Below are 17,051 nucleotides of genomic sequence, written 5' to 3'. Positions count from 1 at the left end.
GAGGACCGATGAGCAATGTCGTCAGGGTCGACGAGTTCGTCACCGACGAGTGGTACCCGGGGTTCCGCCCAAGCCGGGGCGACGCCGGGGTTTTCGCCGAGCCGCTGTCCACCTTCCGCAAGGAGGACGAGGATCGATTCTGGCTGCTCGACTTCCACTATCCGCGGGGCATGGTGCCGCTCGGCTACGTCTTCCCCGAGGACGGCATCTGCTTCTGCACTCAGCAGGCGGCCGAGCAGCTCCCGCTGCCGACCAGTGCGGGCCTGGGCGTGCGGATGGCCGGCCCCCACATCTACACCAGCGAGGTCCCGGTCACCTCGCAGTGGGCGATCGGCGCCCGGGTCGAGCGGATCCAGCACTCGCTGCCGGCCGTGCTCGAGTCCTTCCCGCGGACCTGGGCCGACCGAGTGACCGAGCTGAAACGCGCCCTCGCCTACTTCGAGGCCCAGACGTACGACGGCCGCGACCTCGCCGACCTGGGCCGGCTCTACGACGAGGCGGTGCTCTTCCACCGCCGCGCCTGGAGCATCCACTTCGAGATCATGTATCCGCTGCTGGCCGCCTACGTCGGCTTCTACGGCACATGCCTGGAGCTCGGCATCGACGCGGCCGAAATCGCGAAGTTCCTGCAGGGCTACGACTCGAAGATCATGGAGGCCGACCGCGGGCTTTGGGACCTGACCCGCAAGGCGCGGGCGGCCGGGCTCGAGGATACGTTCGCCGGGCACGACCCGACCGACGTGCTCGCGGTGCTGCGCAACGAACCGGCGGCGAACGGATGGCTGGGCGAGTTCGACGCGTTCCTCGGCGAGTACGGCAACCGGACCGAGGGGATCGCCGACGTCGTCCTGACCCCGTGGATCGACGATCCGGTGAGCCCGCTGGGCACCATCGGCACCTACCTGAAGAAGGGCGCCGACCACGACTTCGCCGCCGCGCGCTCCGCCGCCGTGGCCGAACGCGAGGCCGCGATCGACGGCGCCCGCAGCCGGCTCACGCTGGAGGAGCAGCGGGTCTTCGACGCCGGGCTGGCCACCTGCACGTCAGCCAACTTCGCGTGGTGGAACGAGGACCACAACCACTACATCGACCTGCGCGCGCACATCCCGATGCGGCGGGCCGGGCTGGCCATCGCCCGCACCCTCGGGGCCGAACGCGACGACGACGGCCTGTTCGTCTTCCGGCCCGAGCTGCGCGAACTGGTCGGCGGCCGGCGTTCCTGGTCGGCAATGCAGAAGCTGACCGGCGAGCGCCGTGAGTACTACGAGCACTGGCTCGCACGGCGGCCGGAGATGCCGAAGGTGCTGGGCACGGTGCCGGAGGACATGAGCGATCCGGTGATGCGCGAGATCTTCGGCACCAACGCCGGCTTCTTCGCCGCCATGAAGAAGGTCGGCGACGGCGCGGGTCTCACCGACCTGACCGGGGTGGCCGCCTCCAGCGGGGTGGCCCGGGGCATCGCGCGGGTGCTGCACGGCGCCGAGGAGCTGCACCGGATCCTGCCCGGCGAGATCCTCGTCTGCGAGGCCACCTCGCCGAACTGGACGCCGGCCTTCGCCAAGATCGCGGCCTGCGTGTGCGACAGCGGCGGCACGCTCACCCACGCCTCGATCGTCAGCCGCGAGTACCGAATCCCGTGTGTCTGCGGCACCGGAGTCGCCACCTCGGTTATTCGCACCGGCGACGAGATCGAGGTCGACGGCACCACCGGAACAGTTCGGATCCTGCGCCGCCCCGAGGAGACCGCGTGATCCGCTGGACCGCCGACCTGGCGCCCGGGGAGGACGGCGCCGGCGGCAAGATGGCCCGGCTCGGCGAGCTGCACCGGGCCGGCCTGAGCGTGCCCGACTCGTTCGTGGTGACAACGGCGGCGTACCAGACGATGGCGGACGACTGTGGGCTAACCGAGGTCGTCGATCGCGAGCTGGGTAGCGCCGGCCCGGACGACTTGGCCAGGCTTGCCGCGGCGGAGGAGCGGATCCGGGCCCACCTGTCCGCGGTTCCGCTGCGGGACACCATGGCGCAGGCGATCACCGAGGCGTACGGGCAACTCTGTGCCCGCAGCCGGGATGCCATGCTGCCGGTAGCGGTGCGCAGCTCGTCGGCCAGCGAGGACGCCGCCGCGGCGAGCAGCGCCGGGCAGTACGACTCCTATCTCGGGCTGGCCGGCGCGGAGGCCGTGCTGGACGGCGTGCGGCGCTGCTGGGGCAGTCTGTTCGGCGCGCGAGCGCTCGGATACCGGATGCGGCACGAGCTGTCTCATCTGGAGTCGCCGATGGCGGTCGGCGTGGTCGCGCTGGTTCCGGCCCGGGCCAGCGGCGTGGCCTTCTCGCTGAACCCGGTCACCGGACGCCGGGACCGCCTGGTGATCGAGGCGACCTTCGGCTTCGGCGAGGCCCTGGTGCAGGGACTGATCAATCCCGACCACATCGAGGTGGGTCGCGCCGACCGCCGGGTGCTGCGCCACGACGTCGGTGACAAGCGGCTGGTCAGTGCGCTGGATCACCGGGCGGGCCGAGTGGTCGAGGCGGAGATGCCGGCCGCCATGCGGCGCGAGCGGGTGCTCGACGACGAGGAGATCGCCGCGATCGGCGACGCCGTGCTGGCCGCCGAGGAGATGCTCGGGCAGCCCGCCGACGTGGAATGGGTGCTGGCCCGACACCGGCGGGCCGGCGAGCCGGCGACCCTGGTGCAGGTCCGCCCGGTCACCACGGCGGCCGAGCAGGCCGGCACCCCGGCCTGGGATCCGGCGGCGAGCGCGCTGAAGTACGCGTTCCGCCCCGGCACGGGCAGGACCGGATGAACACCACCCTGGTCGACGGGAAGTGGCTCGATGGAGGGCCGCGCCGCACGATTCCGGACCCGGCCGATCGCCGCGTCGTGGTCGCCGAGGTGGGGCTGTCCACGCCGGCCGACATCACCGCCGCGTACGCCGCCGCGGACCGCGCCGGCGCCGGCTGGGCCGCCCGGGGCCCCCAGCACCGCTACGCGATCCTGCTCGCCGCCGCCGCAATCCTCGACCGAGACCGCGACCTGATGGCCCGTGACCTGGTCCGCGAGGAGGGCAAGACGATCGCCGACGCGGCCGGTGAGGTGGCCCGCTCGGCGGACAGCCTCCGTTACTTCGCCGCACATGCGCTGGGCCCGGCCGGCGACGTGCTCCCGGCCGCCGGCGGCTCGCTCACCCTGACCCGGCGGCTGCCCCTCGGCGTGGTCTGCGTGATCACCCCGTTCAACTACCCGATGCTGTTGCCGGCCTGGAAGATCGGGCCGGCGCTGGCGCACGGCAACACCGTGGTGTGGAAGTGCAGCGAGCTGGTGCCGCTCTCGGCGGTCCACTTTGCCCGGGCGCTCACCGAGGCTGGCCTGCCCGACGGCGTGCTCAACCTGGTATGCGGCACGGCGGACCAGCTCGCCGCTCCCCTGCTGGACGACGGGCGATGCCGCGCGGTCACGTTCACCGGCTCGACCCGCGCCGGGCGGGCGGTGCAGCGCGCGGTCGCCGGCCGGGATGTGGCGGTGCAGCTGGAGATGGGCGGCAGCAACGTGGCCGTAGTGCTCGCCGACGCAAACCTCGACGCCGTGCTGCCGCACCTGGCGAACGGCGCGTTCTCCGGCAGCGGTCAGAAATGCACCGCGATCGGCCGGGTGGTCGCCGAGAGGCCGATCGCCGGCGAGGTGGCCGAGCGCCTCGCCGCGCTGGCCGCGGGCTGGACCATGGGCAGCGGGCTCGACCCGGCCACCAAGCTGGGTCCACTGGTGAGCGCGGCGGCCCGGGACGCAGTAGTGACGGCAGCCACGCGGGCGAGCGAGGGAGGCGCCCGACGGCTGCACGGCGGCACGGCGCCGGGTGACGGTGCGCTGGGCGAGGGCAACTTCGTGCCGGCCACCGTCCTCGGCGACGTGTCCCCGGACAGCTTCCTGGCCCGTGAGGAGGTGTTCGGGCCGCTGGCCGCAGTGATCGCCGCCGACGGCCCGGACGAGGCGATCACCATCGCCAACAACACCGCGTACGGGCTGAACGCCGGCCTGTTCACCCGCGACGCCGGGCAGGCGCTACGACTGGCTCAGCGACTGGACGCCGGGATGGTGCACCTCAACGCGGTCACCGGCTTTCCGCCGTACGTCCCGTTCGGCGGCGCCAAGGACTCCGGCGCCGGGCCGCTCGAGCAGGGCCCGCGAACGTACGAGTTCTTCACCCGGACACAGGTGCTCAACCTGCACCCGGAGCCCTGACATGCCGGCCCTGCCCGACCTCCGCGGCTACGACGCGCTGGTCTGCGATCTGGACGGCACGCTGTGGATCGAGGGCGCGGCATTGCCCGGCGCGGCCGAGTTGCTGCACGCGTTCCGTCGCCGGGGCGCGCCGGTCTGCGTGGCCACCAACGCCAGCCTGGTCACCCGCGACAAGCTGACCGCCGAGCTGGCCGGCGCCGGGCTGTGGCAAGAGGGCGACCTGATGCTCACGGCCGCTGAGGCGCTGGCATCGCGCGCCGCGACGCTCGGCCATCGCCAGGCGGCGGTGATCGGCGAGACCGGGCTGATCGACGCGCTGAACCGGGCCGGGATCGAGGCGGTGCCGGTCGACGACGCCCGGCGCGACTGGGCGGCAACCCCGCCACGCCAGGGCCGGGTGGTCGCGGTGGGGCTCGCCCCGGACGTCGGCCTGCGCACCCTCGGCCGGGCGGCCACGCTGCTCGAAGGCGGGCTGCCCTTGCTGGCCACCACCGCCGAGGTGGGCTACCCGACCCGGGAGGGTTTCGCGGCCGGCACCGGAATGGTGCTGGCGGCTCTGGCCGCCCGGGTCCCGACGCCACCCGAGGTGTGCGGCAAGCCTTCGGTGGCGTTCCTGGAGGCGCTGCGCACCCGGGTCGCCGGTAGGGTGCTGGTGGTCGGAGATACCGTTGCGGCGGACGTACTGTTGGCCCGGGCGGCCGGCTGGGACAGCCTGCTCGTGCGCACCGGCACCAGCCGGGCGCGCGCCGAGGACAGCAGCGCGGCGACCTTCGTCGCCGACGATCTCACCGCGCTCGCCGGGTATTGATCTGGCGCAGAGAGGGGTGTCATGTCGACCGATACGCGGAGCCAAGAGCCGGCGCCTGACGCGGAGGCGGAGGCCGGCGAGACCGCCGCGCTGGGCCGGCGCATCCGGCAGCTGCGGCAGTCTTCCAGGCTCACCCTCGACGCGGTGGCCGAGGCCGCACAGGTCTCGGCCAGCCTGCTCTCCCGCGTCGAGCGCGGCGCCGCCCAGCCATCGCTGCCCACGTTGCGAACCATCGCCCGGGCACTCGGCGTGCCGATCGCCGCGCTCTTCGAGGGCGAGGACGACGACTCGGCGGGCGAGCACGACGCCGAGGGACGGCGGGTCGTCGTGCGCCGGGATCACCGGCGCCGGCTGACCGTGCCGGACTCCCGGATTCAGTACGAACTGATGGTCCCCGACCTGGATGGCGCGGTCGAGGTGATCTGGGGCGAGATCCCAGCGGGCGGCGGCTCGGCTGAGCCGTCGTCCTACCCGGGTGAGGAGATCGTGGTTGCGTTCAGCGGTGCGCTCGCGGTGGTGGTCGACGACCGGGAGTACGAACTGGCCCCCGGTGACAGCATCCGCTTCGACCGGCAGATGCCGCACCGCATCTACAACCCCCGCGCCTCCCGGGCCGAGTTCCTGTTGATCGTCACACCGCCGTCCCGCTGATCGTCGGCCGCGCCCCTTTCCATGCGCTGCGCAACCGCGCCGGTCACCCCAAGGCCACCACTCGGCGGGACGCTCACTGACCGACGACATGGTCGTACGCCGCACGAGCAAGGCGCGAGCCGAGGCTGCGGTACACCTGCTGACCTCAACCAAACTCCTGCTGGCGGCGGTGCGAGCCGGATCGCCGGGTCTGGACATCTGCCCAGCGATACTGGCTGATCGCCGTTGCCCATCCCCAATTGTCCCTTGTGGAGAGTGTTGGGCCGTCGGTGCCGTGTCACGCCCACGGCGCGTGGTCAGCCCAGCTCCAGCTCGGGGTCGACACAAACGCGGTCACGTCCCGCGTGCTTGGCCGCGTACACCAGTTCGTCGGCCCGGGCGAGCAGACCACTCGGCGTAATATCGACCCTGGTCGCGGTCATATCGATGCTCACGGTGACGGTCAGGTCGTCGGCGAGCGCTTGCCACGGATAAGCCGCCGATGTCGAACGGGTGATCACCAGGACCCTGGAGCGCCGGCCCCCAGCCCTGCACCCGGTGCGCATGCTCCGTGACCTACCAGACCACGAGCTCGTGGCAGGGCGGCTCCCAGGGGCAGGTCTCGGTGACCGCCGGCAAGACAGCCATCACCGAGTGGATGGTGACCTGCCCTTCGATAGCGGACAGTCGATCCATTGATTCAGCTCCTCGTCCGAGGCGGCTGAAACGATCTGGTTCCGGTTCACGCCAGGACCGTGTCGCTCATCGTGCCGGTTGTACAGAGGCGTCCCTCGGTCTTCGCCGCGAGGCGCGCCATCGCCCGACCAAGGTTGCGGCAAGTCCTCAGCATCGCACCGCACCCTGCCGATAGGGGTTCGTGACGTATGAATCAAATCTCACCGGCGGGTCGGACGAGGTGTTGTACGACAGTGAGCGCACCCGGGTGGTCCGGGTTCGCTCGGCGGGTGGTTCGCGGTCGGTGATCCGTAAGCAGCCGTTGGGGCCGGGAGCGGCCGACCGGCTGCGCAACGAGTTGTCGGTGTTGCGCCGGCTCGACGGTGTCGTGGGGACGCCGCAGCTGGCGGCGGGCGGGGCCGACGACGGCGCCCTCGTGTTCGTCGACACGCCTGCGTGCACTCTGGCCACCTTTCCGACACCGTGGCAGGTGGGGCCGTTGCTGGATCTGGCGTGTGGTCTGGCCGGGTCGTTGGCGGCGGTGCATCGCCGCGGGGTGGTGCATCGTGATGTCTGTCCGGCGAACATTTTGATACCGCTCGTCGATGGGGTGCCGGCACTGGACCGGCGGCCCACGTTGATCGATTTCGAGTTATCCACGACGCTGGCCGAGGACCGGTTCGCTGCAGTCCTGGAGCAGGGGCTGGCGGGTACGTTGCCGTATCTGGCGCCTGAGCAGACCGGGCGTACCGGTCGGCCGGTGGATCATCGCGCCGATCTGTATGCGCTGGGCGCGACGTTGTATGAGTTGGCCACCGGCGAGCCGCCGTTCGGCCGTGACGGTGATCCGCTTGCGTTGATCCACGATCATCTGGCCCGGGTGCCGGTGGCGCCGGTCGAGGTGAACCCGCAGATACCGGTGCTGTTGTCCGACGTCATCATGCGGTTGCTGGGCAAGGAGCCGGAGCAGCGTTACCAGAGCGGTGAGGGCCTCGCCTACGACCTGGCCCGGCTGCGCGAGGCGCATAGCGGTGGTGTCACGGCCGATTTCGTGTTGGGTGAGCGGGACTTCCCGATGCGGCTGGTGCCGCCGGCGCGGCTCGTCGGCCGCGACGGCGCCCTGGCCGAGTTGCGGAGCCTGTTCGCTACGGCGGTCACCGGTAACCGTGGTGTCGCGCTGGTCACCGGGGCGCCCGGCGTGGGTAAGACCGCGCTGATCGAGCACCTGCGGCCGACCGTGATGGCGGCGGGTGGCCGGTTCGTCACCGGCAAGTTCGACCAGTACCGGCGCGATCTCGGCGCGGACGCGGTGTTGCGGGCGTTCTGTGCCCTGGGTGCGCAGTTGCTGGCCGAGCCGGACGACGAAGTCGCCCGGCTGCGGGATCGCCTGCTGGATGCGCTCGGCGCCGACGCCGCGCTCGCGGCCGCCGCGATGCCGCCGTTCGCAACGCTGCTGGGAGTCGAGCCCGAACAGGACATCGACGAGCCGCGGCGGGCGGCCGCCCGGATCCGGCGGGTCAGCCTCGAGGTGCTGCGCGCCATCGCGGGCAGCGCCCACCCGGTGGTCATCTTCGTCGACGACCTGCAGTGGGCGGGGCCGGCCGCGTTCGGTTTCCTGGACGCCGTGCTGGACGAGCCGGACCTGCCCGGCGTGCTGGTGCTGGGCGCGTTCCGGGAGGCTGAGGTGGACGCGGCGCACCCGCTGACCGCGGTGCTGGCCCGCTTGCGCCGCGCAAGCGCCACCGGTGGTTGCAGCGGCGAGCTGCACCTGGCCAATCTGGCGCCGGGCGATCTGGGTGCGTTGCTGGCCGAGGTGCTGCGGTTGCCCGCGATCGAGGCGGCGCCGCTGGCCGAGGCGCTCGCCGCGCGGACCGGCGGGAACCCGTTCGACACCCTGGAGCTGCTCAACGCGTTACGCCGCGAGGGCGCGCTAGTGCCTGACGGTCAGCGGTGGTGCTGGGATCCGGTGACGTTGCGCCGGTTTGTCAGCGACGGCGACGTGGTCGATCTGCTCGTTGCGCGTATCGAGGCGTTGCCCGCGGCGGCACGGCACCTGCTTGAGGTGATGGCCTGCCTGGGCGGCGACGTCGACCTGCGGCTGCTGCAGGTGGCCTGCGGCGAGCCGGCGGCTGTGATCGACGCCGGGTTGTTGCCCGGGGCGGAGGACGGCCTGGTCGTGGTGGACCGCGACGGTGCCGCGGTGGTCAGTTTCCGGCACGACCGGGTACAGCAAGCGACACATGCCCGACTCAGCCCGCACGAGCGTGCCCGCCTGCACCTGGCTTTGGCGCGGCGGCTGGCGGCTGGCGGCGGCCACGAACTCGCCGCGGCGCAGCAGTACCTGCCCGCCGTCGACCTGTCCAGCGAGCTGTCCGAGCCGGGTGAGCGGCGCGAGGTGGCGTCGCTGCTGCGCTCGGCGGCGACCGCGGCCCGGCTGGTCAGCAACTACACCGCGGCCGAGAAACTGCTGGCGGCAGCGATCCAGGTGGCCGACCCCACGGACGCGGTATACCGGGAACTGCAGGCGGACTGGCATGCCGCGTTGTGCAACCTGGGCCGCTTCGCCGACGCCGACGAGGTGTACCAGGCACTGGCGGCGGCCGGCCCGGATCCGGTCCAGCACGCCGACGCGGCCTGCGCGCAGATCGTCAGCCTGACCAACCGCGGCATGCTCGCCGAGGCGCTGGCGCTGGGGTTGGGGCTGCTCGACCGGCTCGGTGTGGCGGTACCGCGCGGCGACGCGCTGGGTCCCAGTATCGGCGCCGGCGTGGACGCGCTGTACGCCTGGTTGGCCGACGGCGACGCCGAGGACGACCTGCGCCGCCCCGAACTCAGCGACCCGCGGCTGGTCGCGGTCGCCCGGGTGATCAACCGGCTGATCCCGCCGTCGTTCTACGCCGACCCGATGACCACGGCCTGGCTGGTCCTGCAGGCCGGCCAGGTATGGGCCGGGCACGGCGCGGCCGCCGCGCTGGTCGGAGCGCTCAGCAGCGCCTCGTTCGTCACCGTTTCGGTGCGCGGGGACTACCGCGCCGGATACCGGGCGCAATGCCGGGTCATCGCGGTCGGCGAAGCACGCGGATACGAACCGGACACCTCCCAGGCCAAGTGCGTGCACGCAATGAGCACCATCACCTGGTTCGAACCGCTCGAGGCCGGGGTGCGCCTGGCCCACGATGCCCGCGACGGGCTGCTGCGTGGCGGCGACCTGCAGAACGCGGCGAACACCTACTTCGCGTCGGTGCCGGAGATGCTCGACTGCGCCGCCGACCTGGACACGCTCGCCACCGAGGTGGACGCCGCTATGGTGCTGTGCGAGCGGATCGGGTACGACTACGCCACAGCAGTTTTTCGGCCGTACTGCCAGTTCATCCGTGCCATGCGCGGGGAGAGCGCGGTGCCCGGCTCCTTCAGCGACGGCACCTTCGACGAGGACGCCTACCTCGTGACGCTGACCAGCAACCCCATCGCTGCAGCCGCCTTCCACGTCATCCGAGCCCTTGCCGCGGCGGTCTTCTCCGACAGCGCCGCCCTGGCCCGGCACATCAGCGCGGCGACGCCGCTGCCGCCGGCTGTCACCATGAACTACACCAACGCGCAGGCGCACACGCTGGCCGCACTGAGCGCAGCCGCAAAGGTCCGGGGCGCCGAGGGCGAGCAGCGGGTGGCGGCCCTGGCCGACCTGGACCGCAGCCGAGACTTCCTAGCCGAACGCGCCACCGACCAGCCCGGCAACTTCCGGCACCTGCACCACCTGGCCGAGGCTGAGCGGGCCTGGGCGACCGGCGACGTCGTCGGCGCCGCGACCGCGTTCGACGCCGCCGTGTCCGACGCGTCCAGCGCCGGACGGCCGTGGCACGCGGCGCTGATCGCCGAACGCGCTGGGCTGTTCTTCTCGACGAACGGGATGGAGCACGTCGCACAGCATCTGCTCGCCGAGGCGTGCCGCGGGTATGCCGGGTGGGGCGCGCACGCCAAGGTCCGCCAGCTGCATCAGCAGCACCCGTTCCTCGCCTCCGCCTCTGCCGCGTTGCGCACGAACACCCCGCAGACGACGCTGGGCCCCTCGCAGAGTGTCAACGTGTCCACTGAGACGATCGACCTGATGGCCGTGCTGGAAGCGGCCCGCGTGCTGAGCTCCGAAACCAGTCTCGACCGGCTGCGGGTCCGCGTGCAACAGGTCCTCAGCGCGATGACCGGGGCCACCGCGGTCCGCGTGGTCCTGTGGGACGACCAGACGGACGGCTGGATACTGCCCGCCGACGCCGGGCGCGAAGCGCTGAGCCTGCACGAGGCTGCCGGCCGGGGGTTGGTCCCGCTGACCGCGCTGCGCTACGCCGAACGCACCCGCGAACCGATGCTGATCGACGACACCTCCCGCGACGACCGAGTGGCCCGCGACCCCTACCTGGCCGGAATGCAGCACTGCTCGCTGCTCGTGGTACCGGTGCTCAGCCAAGGTGTACCCCGGGCCATGCTTCTGCTGGAGAACCGGCTGACCCGCCGGGCGTTCACGATGGACCGCCTCGACGCGGTCCTGCTCATCGCCGGGCAACTGACCGTGTCGATCGACAACGCCCTGGTATACGCGTCGCTGGAACGCAAGGTCGCCGAACGCACCGAGGAACTGGCCGAGGCGAACCTGCGGCTGGAACTGCTCGCCGTCACCGACCCGCTGACCGGCCTGCCGAACCGGCGTCGGCTGTCTGACATGCTCGAGCAAGAGTGGCTACGCGCGCTGCGCTCCGGCCGGCCGATCGGCCTGGCAATGATCGACATCGACCACTTCAAGAAATACAACGACCACTACGGACACCAAGGCGGCGACGAATGCCTCCGCCTGGTCGCCCGCACCATCCAAAGCAGCGTCCGCATCACTGACCTGGTCGCGCGATACGGCGGCGAAGAGTTCTGCATTGTGATGCCAGCCACCGACACGGACGGCGCGCGGCTGGTCGCCGAACGCGCCCGCCAAGCCGTAGCCGACCTATCCGAACCGCACGCCGGCGCAGACACCGCAATCGTGACGATCAGCGTCGGACTGACCGCCACCGTGCCCGCCGCCGGCCTACCCGATCAACTCATCAAAGTCGCCGACCAAGCCCTGTACGAAGCCAAACGCGACGGCCGCAACCGCGTGGCCACCGGCTGAAAGCTGGGTGCAGGTCGGACCGGCCTCGACGTCGAGGTCATCCAGCGTGCCGCGGGATTACGAACCGAGGATCGCAGCCCGCAGAACAGGCAGGCCACGACACAGGTCGGCGTCGGACGCTCCGGCATAGCCGAACAGCAGAGTCGGCGGTGCGGCGGTGGGGACGACCCGTACACCTCGGGCAAGCAGCGCGCCGGCGAAGCGTACGGCGTCCGCGTGTGGCAGCAGGCGGATCGACCCGGTGCCGGTTGCGTCACCGCCATCGTGGCGATCGCCGCGCAGATTGCCGAGGGCTGATTCGAGGAGCTGCCTCCGCTCGGCACAAAGGCAGTCCCGCCTGCGCGTTATCCGTTCCACGGTCCGTCCCGCAGCAATGTCGCGACGACGACCTGTGCGGCGCACGACGGCTGCTCGGCGTGGTCGGCGAGTCGACCGCCGAGGCATTCGGCCAGGTCCGCCGGTACAAGCGCGTGGCCGACCGTGTGCCGGTGAGGGCTGTGCCGGCGCGTTCGATCTCGGCGGCGATACGCCAGTCCAGTTCGGAGCCATGACGTTGCGGATGCGATCTCCGGCGAGCTCCACGACGTCGTGCCCGGCGGCGGCTGTGCCGAGCTGCCGGGCGAACAGCGTCCGGTCGTGGTGGGTGCCGATCAGTGTGTCGAGGGTGAGCCGCAGGTCGCCGAGCTTCGGTCCATTGTGACCGTCGGCGCGGAGTGGTTTTGGTTCACGGCTGGTTCGGTGTCGCCAGGGCGTCGGTCGGGTTGTGGGTGGCGGCCCAGCTGGCGAGGAGTTTGAGGGCGTCGTCGGTGGGTGAGCCTGCTTCGGCGCTGAAGGCGGTCAGTGCCAGACCTGGGTCAGCGGGCAGTTCCATCACCTCGTAGGAAAGGTGCAGGTCCCCGACGACAGGGTGGTGGAAGTGTTTGAGCCCGGTGCGGTGCAGGCGGACGTCGTGGGCAGCCCAGCGGACGCGGAACTCTTCGCTGCGGGTGCACAGTTCCCCGACCAGGTCGGTCAGCGCCTTGTCGTAGGGGTCGCGGCCGGCTTCGGCGCGCAGGATGGCAACGCTGTCGTCGGCGGTTGCTTCCCAGTCGAGCCAGAAGTCGCGGGCGCGGGGATCAAGGAAGTTGAATCGGGCGTGGTTCGCCGGTCGGTCGGGCCTTGAGGGCTCGGCGAACATCGGTGCGAACAACGCTCGTGCCAGGGGGTTGGCGGCGAGGACGTCGAGGCGCCCGTTGTTGACCAGCGCAGAGACCTCCGTCATCCCGTCGAGGATGCGCGCCACGTTGGGCCGGACCTGCTGGGCGGGCGGCTTGCGGCGGCGGGTGCGGGCGGCCGGGCCGGCAGCGCGGGCGAGTTCGGCCAAGTGTTCCCGCTCGGCCTCATCGAGGTGTAGTGCTCGGGCGAGGGCGTCGAGCACGCTGTCGGAGACGCCGCCCAGGTTGCCTCGTTCGAGTTGGGCGTAGTACTCGACGCTGACGCCGGCCAGGTCGGCGACCTCGCTGCGGCGCAGTCCGGGTACCCGCCGGTTGCGGTTGTAGTGGTGCAGGCCGGCCTGCTCGGGGGTGATCTTGGCGCGGCGCGTGCTGAGGAACGCTTTGACCTGGTCACGGTTGTCCACCCGTCCAGGCTAGGCGGGAATTCCCGGGCGAGGGGTGGGCTGCCAGTACACCGTCCAGCAGTAACTTCTTCGCGCTCGCGGCAGGCGGTTATCTGGTATTGCCGCCGCGGGCCGGAGCGGGCAAGACCCAGATCACCGGCCGTTGACGCGGGGTTTCGACTCATGATGGAGGACGCAGGGACATGGCTGACAAAGTGGCTGAGAAGAAGGTTCTGCTGGTCACCGGCGCCGGCCGGGGCATGGGTGTGGACATCGCGCAGGCGGCCCTGGCCGCCGGGTATGCGGTGGTCGCCACCGGCCGTGACCCGAAGAAGGTCGCCGAGGCTGTCGGTGAGTTCGACGACCTGCTGACGATAGCGCTGGACGTGACCGACCCCGCCAGCGCCGAGGCCGCCGTCGCGGCGGCCGTGGACCGGTTCGGCCGCATCGACGTGCTGGTCAACAACGCGGGCAACTTCTACGCCGGGTTCTTCGAGGAGATCAGCCCGCAGGACTTCCGGGCGCAGCTCGAGACCAACCTGTTCGGCCCGGTGAACGTCACCCGCGCCGTACTGCCCGTCATGCGCGCCCAGCGCTCCGGGCAGGTCGTCGCGATCTCGTCGACCGCCGCCATCGTGGGCGGGGAATTCTGCACCGCGTACGCCGCCTCCAAGTTCGCCGTCGAGGGTTGGATCGAGTCGCTGGCCCCCGAGGTCGCGCCGTTCGGCATCCGCACGATGCTCGTCGAGCCCGGCTTCTTCCGCACTGAACTGCTCTCGCCGGACTCGACGAACTTCGCGGAATCCTCGATCGCCGACTACGCCGAGCGCACCGCACAGACCGTCACCGCCTGGAACGGCATGAACGGCCTACAGCCCGGTGACCCGGCCAAGCTCGCCGACGCGCTAGTCCAGGTCGTCGGTCAGGACGAGCCGCCCGTGCGCTTCGTGGCCGGCGCTGACGCGGTCGCCGCCGTCGAGCAGAAGGCCAATGATCTGCTGGCACAGGCCGGCGCCTACCGCGAGCTGTCCAGCTCACTCGCTTACGACGACGCCACCGTGTCCCGCTGAGCTCCCCGCGGACCCGGAGAAACGTCGACGGCATAGAGAGGGGGCGACATGCCACTGAAAGGTGAGTACGAGCCGAACCCGGTGCAGTTCGTTCGTGACCAGGTGGAACTGTACGAAGGCTCCGGTGGTACGCAAGGAACGACGCTGCAGGACCGGCCGGTCGTCATCCTGACCACGCGGGGCGCGAAGAGCGGCAAGGTCCGCAAGTCCCCGCTCATGCGGGTGGAGCACAACGGCACCTACGCCGTGATCGCCTCCCTCGCCGGAGCCCCCAACCACCCGGTGTGGTACCACAACGTGGTGGCCGATCCCCGGGTGGAGCTTCAGGACGGCCCCGTACGCCGAGACATGCTGGCCCGCGAAGTGACCGGGGACGAGAAGACCGTGTGGTGGGCCCGAGCCGTCAAGGCGTTTCCGGACTACGCCGAGTATCAGAAGAAGACCGACCGTCAGATCCCGGTCATCCTTCTGGAGGCGGCGGCCGAGCCGCACTGACCTGGCCCAGCCGGTTCAGCCTACGGATCTCCACCGCTGGCCCTGGTCGCGGAGTTCAGCCCTACCCCGCTCAGCCCGCGTTCCTGGAATTCACACAGGAATGCGTGCTGACGTCCCCGCGGATCCCTGACCCGTCAGCTTCACCTAACTGCAGGGTGCTCCACGAATCCGGAGGATGCACACGCACAAGAAAGCTAGGGATAGGACAGCGCCCTGTGTGAGCATTTGCACGACGCCCGGAGCGAGATCCCTCACCGATCAGCGTGATCATCGCGATGAAGTCCGCGACCGCTTTAGCGGCTGGGGTTCAGGTGGGCAGCGGTGGTGGGTGGTCGATCGCCATTCGGACCTCGTGTAGCAGGGTTGCGGCGTTGAAGGGTTTGGCGATGATCGCGATGTCGTCGGACGGTAGTTGGCCGGCGCGTGCTGGGTCCGCGTAGCCGGACATGAGCGCGATCGAGATGCCCGGGTGGTGTACGCGAATGGCGTCGATCATTTCGCGGGCGGTGATGCCGGGCATGACGACATCGGCGAGCACCATATCTAGTTCGAGGTCGGCCTCGCCGACGCGTACGGCGTCGTCGCGGGTTGATGCCTCGGTGACCCGGTATCCGGCGCGAACCAGGATGCGTTTGGAGATTGCCCGTAGCACGTCGTTGTCGTCGACCACGAGGACGTGTTCGCCGGTGTTGGTGGGGCCGGTGGTGACCGCCGCGACAGTCGAGGCGAGCCCTTCGGGCCGCCCGGTTGACGGGAGGTAGATGCTGATGCTGGTGCCCTTGGCGGGTTCGGATTCCAGAGTGATCGTGCCGGCTGCTTCTTTGACGGCCCCATAGACGGTGGCCAGGCCGAGGCCGGTGCCCTTGCCGGGTTCCTTGGTGCTGAAGAACGGTTGGAAGGCTCGTTGCGCTACCTCGTGGCTCATTCCGCATCCCGTGTCGGCGACGGTGAGGCGCACGTATCGGCCTGGCGCCAGATCGGGGTCGCGTAAGGCGATGTCGTGGTCGTCCGCGACGGCGGTGGAAATGGTCAGCCGCCCTGTACTTGCCGAAAATGCCATCCGGGCAGGTCAAGCGGCATGCCCGTACTCGCGCAGGATGCCGCCGAGGCGGTCACGTCGGTAGATGTTCAGGTGGGCGAGCCGGCCTGGGTCGGTGATCGGTTCTGGCAGCGGGACCAGCGGCCGGGCGTTGGTGATGCCCTGATGCGGCCGATGCTTGTTGTATAAGACCTCGTACTCGCGTAGTGCGTGCAGCAGGTGCCGCTGGTTGACGATCAAAGTTCGGTCGAGTAGTTCGCGTCGGCAGGTCCGCACCCAGCGTTCCATCACCGCGTTCATCCGGGGAACGCGGACGCCGCTGAGCACGACCGCGATCCCTGCGTCGGCGAGGACCACGTCGAACAGAGCTGGGTACTTGCCGTCCCGGTCGCGAATCAGGTATTTCACCCGGCATCCCGCATCCTGCAGGTCCATCACCAGGTTGCGGGCGGTCTGAGTCACCCACGCCGCGGTGGGATGTGCGGTCGCGCCGAGGATCCGGACGCGGCGGCTGGCATGTTCGATGACCACCAGGATGTACACGCGGGCGCCGGTCAGTGTGATCGTTTCGATGAAGTCCGTGGGCCAGCAGTGCCTCGGCCTGCGAGCGCAGGAACTGCGTCAGGTCGTGGCCGCACGGTGCGGGGCGGGATCGATCCCGGCCGCGCGCAGGATCTCCCAGACCGTCGACGCTGCGACTTTCACCCCGAGGGTCAGTAGTTCGCCGTGCACCCGCCGGTAACCCCACGACGGGTTCTCCGCCACGAGGCGCAGCACCAGGGTGCGGATCGAGCGTACGGTGCGTGGCCGTCCTCGCCGGCGGGGCCGTGATGCCTTCGCGTGTCCTCGGGCATGCAGGTCACGGTGCCAGCGCAGGACTGTGTCGGGTCGCACCAGCAGGCGTAGACGGTGCAGGCTGGGTCGCGGCAGGGTGCTAAGCAGGGCGGCTAGCCACGCCCGGTCGGCGGGCTGGAACTGGACCCGCTGCCCGCCGAGTTGGCGGTGCAGCACCGAGAGCTGATGCCGCAGGGCGAGGATCTCCGCATCTCTGTCCCGGTCACTGCCCGGCAACAGCCGCAGCAACGCGAACGCGTTCGTGATACCCAGGTACGCCAGTCGCAGCAGCATGAGACAGCGTCATCGTGCAGTCACCGACGGCAAGGGCAGGGAGCACACCGGGGACCGACGATCCAAGGTCGTGTTCACGTCCCGGAAACCCGCTGACCAGCACGGATGTATTTGTCGGCATGTACAGGGTCCGGCTCGCGTCCGCCATCGCCCTGCTCGCACACGGCGTGGCGACCCTGCCGGTGCTGGATCTCGCGTTCGACGCGCTCGACGACCCCGCG

General features: G+C 70.6%; 14 protein-coding genes. 8 read left to right on the top strand and 6 right to left on the bottom strand.

Annotated features, from left to right (window positions below; genetic code table 11):
- Positions 1 to 8: 8 nt before the first annotated feature.
- The 5 genes from ACZ6TI_RS47875 to ACZ6TI_RS47855 are packed head-to-tail and all read left to right on the top strand — an operon-like array spanning position 9 to position 5,695.
- Positions 9 to 1,751, top strand: coding sequence for a PEP-utilizing enzyme (locus tag ACZ6TI_RS47875; RefSeq protein WP_465351991.1), 1,743 nt, complete (start codon positions 9 to 11; stop codon positions 1,749 to 1,751).
- Positions 1,748 to 2,803, top strand: coding sequence for a PEP/pyruvate-binding domain-containing protein (locus tag ACZ6TI_RS47870; protein ID WP_465351990.1), 1,056 nt, complete (start codon positions 1,748 to 1,750; stop codon positions 2,801 to 2,803). The genes ACZ6TI_RS47875 and ACZ6TI_RS47870 overlap by 4 nt, the downstream gene beginning before the upstream one ends.
- Complete coding sequence (locus ACZ6TI_RS47865; RefSeq protein ID WP_465351989.1) at positions 2,800 to 4,236, top strand: aldehyde dehydrogenase family protein; 1,437 nt, start codon at positions 2,800 to 2,802, stop codon at positions 4,234 to 4,236. The genes ACZ6TI_RS47870 and ACZ6TI_RS47865 overlap by 4 nt, the downstream gene beginning before the upstream one ends.
- Position 4,237: 1 nt before the next feature.
- A complete protein-coding gene (locus ACZ6TI_RS47860; RefSeq protein WP_465351988.1) occupies positions 4,238 to 5,044 on the top strand; it encodes an HAD-IIA family hydrolase in 807 nt (268 codons plus the stop codon).
- A gap of 21 nt (positions 5,045 to 5,065) precedes the next feature.
- A complete protein-coding gene (locus ACZ6TI_RS47855) occupies positions 5,066 to 5,695 on the top strand; it encodes a helix-turn-helix domain-containing protein (protein WP_465351987.1) in 630 nt (209 codons plus the stop codon).
- Positions 5,696 to 5,991: 296 nt separating this feature from the next.
- On the opposite strand, the gene ACZ6TI_RS47850 is transcribed toward ACZ6TI_RS47855, so the two are convergent.
- Positions 5,992 to 6,195, bottom strand: a complete 204-nt coding sequence (locus tag ACZ6TI_RS47850) for a hypothetical protein (RefSeq protein ID WP_465351986.1) — start codon at positions 6,193 to 6,195, stop codon at positions 5,992 to 5,994.
- A gap of 356 nt (positions 6,196 to 6,551) precedes the next feature.
- Between ACZ6TI_RS47850 and ACZ6TI_RS47845 the strand changes: the two genes are divergently transcribed.
- Positions 6,552 to 11,501, top strand: a complete 4,950-nt coding sequence (locus tag ACZ6TI_RS47845) for a diguanylate cyclase (protein WP_465351985.1) — start codon at positions 6,552 to 6,554, stop codon at positions 11,499 to 11,501.
- Positions 11,502 to 11,558: 57 nt separating this feature from the next.
- Here ACZ6TI_RS47845 and ACZ6TI_RS47840 read toward each other — a convergent pair whose 3' ends face one another.
- Both ACZ6TI_RS47840 and ACZ6TI_RS47835 read right to left on the bottom strand, forming a co-directional pair.
- A complete protein-coding gene (locus ACZ6TI_RS47840) occupies positions 11,559 to 11,858 on the bottom strand; it encodes a hypothetical protein (protein WP_465351984.1) in 300 nt (99 codons plus the stop codon).
- A 367-nt stretch (positions 11,859 to 12,225) separates the two neighbouring features.
- On the bottom strand, positions 12,226 to 13,119 hold the full coding sequence (locus ACZ6TI_RS47835; protein WP_465351983.1) for a helix-turn-helix transcriptional regulator: 894 nt from the start codon (positions 13,117 to 13,119) through the stop codon (positions 12,226 to 12,228).
- A 182-nt stretch (positions 13,120 to 13,301) separates the two neighbouring features.
- Between ACZ6TI_RS47835 and ACZ6TI_RS47830 the strand changes: the two genes are divergently transcribed.
- Positions 13,302 to 14,168: an SDR family oxidoreductase gene (locus tag ACZ6TI_RS47830; RefSeq protein WP_465351982.1), complete on the top strand. Its 867-nt coding sequence runs from the start codon at positions 13,302 to 13,304 to the stop codon at positions 14,166 to 14,168.
- A 48-nt stretch (positions 14,169 to 14,216) separates the two neighbouring features.
- On the top strand, positions 14,217 to 14,663 hold the full coding sequence (locus ACZ6TI_RS47825) for a nitroreductase family deazaflavin-dependent oxidoreductase (protein WP_465351981.1): 447 nt from the start codon (positions 14,217 to 14,219) through the stop codon (positions 14,661 to 14,663).
- A gap of 307 nt (positions 14,664 to 14,970) precedes the next feature.
- Here ACZ6TI_RS47825 and ACZ6TI_RS47820 read toward each other — a convergent pair whose 3' ends face one another.
- The 3 genes from ACZ6TI_RS47820 to ACZ6TI_RS47810 all read right to left on the bottom strand — a co-directional run bounded on the left by ACZ6TI_RS47820 (position 14,971) and on the right by ACZ6TI_RS47810 (position 16,830).
- The gene (locus ACZ6TI_RS47820) at positions 14,971 to 15,723 is read right to left on the bottom strand and encodes an ATP-binding protein (RefSeq protein WP_465351980.1); all 753 of its coding nucleotides are present in this window, start codon (positions 15,721 to 15,723) and stop codon (positions 14,971 to 14,973) included.
- Positions 15,724 to 15,732: 9 nt separating this feature from the next.
- Positions 15,733 to 16,245, bottom strand: coding sequence for an integrase core domain-containing protein (locus ACZ6TI_RS47815; RefSeq protein ID WP_465351979.1), 513 nt, complete (start codon positions 16,243 to 16,245; stop codon positions 15,733 to 15,735).
- A 78-nt stretch (positions 16,246 to 16,323) separates the two neighbouring features.
- Entirely contained in the window at positions 16,324 to 16,830 is a 507-nt protein-coding gene (locus ACZ6TI_RS47810; protein ID WP_465351978.1) for a helix-turn-helix domain-containing protein, read from the bottom strand.
- Between the last annotated feature and the right edge of the window lie 221 nt (positions 16,831 to 17,051).

This window comes from Actinoplanes sp. NPDC051388 (assembly GCF_055586225.1).
This window is presented reverse-complemented; position numbering and strand designations above follow the sequence as displayed.

Excerpts from the sequence above, each read along its gene's own strand:
- ACZ6TI_RS47875 (WP_465351991.1), top strand. The coding sequence starts at position 9 with ATGAGCAATGTCGTCAGGGTCGACGAGTTCGTCACCGACGAGTGGTAC.
- ACZ6TI_RS47865 (WP_465351989.1), top strand. The coding sequence starts at position 2,800 with ATGAACACCACCCTGGTCGACGGGAAGTGGCTCGATGGAGGGCCGCGC.
- ACZ6TI_RS47860 (WP_465351988.1), top strand. The coding sequence starts at position 4,238 with ATGCCGGCCCTGCCCGACCTCCGCGGCTACGACGCGCTGGTCTGCGAT.
- ACZ6TI_RS47855 (WP_465351987.1), top strand. The coding sequence starts at position 5,066 with ATGTCGACCGATACGCGGAGCCAAGAGCCGGCGCCTGACGCGGAGGCG.
- ACZ6TI_RS47830 (WP_465351982.1), top strand. The coding sequence starts at position 13,302 with ATGGCTGACAAAGTGGCTGAGAAGAAGGTTCTGCTGGTCACCGGCGCC.
- ACZ6TI_RS47825 (WP_465351981.1), top strand. The coding sequence starts at position 14,217 with ATGCCACTGAAAGGTGAGTACGAGCCGAACCCGGTGCAGTTCGTTCGT.
- ACZ6TI_RS47820 (WP_465351980.1), bottom strand. The coding sequence starts at position 15,723 with ATGGCATTTTCGGCAAGTACAGGGCGGCTGACCATTTCCACCGCCGTC.
- ACZ6TI_RS47810 (WP_465351978.1), bottom strand. The coding sequence starts at position 16,830 with ATGCTGCTGCGACTGGCGTACCTGGGTATCACGAACGCGTTCGCGTTG.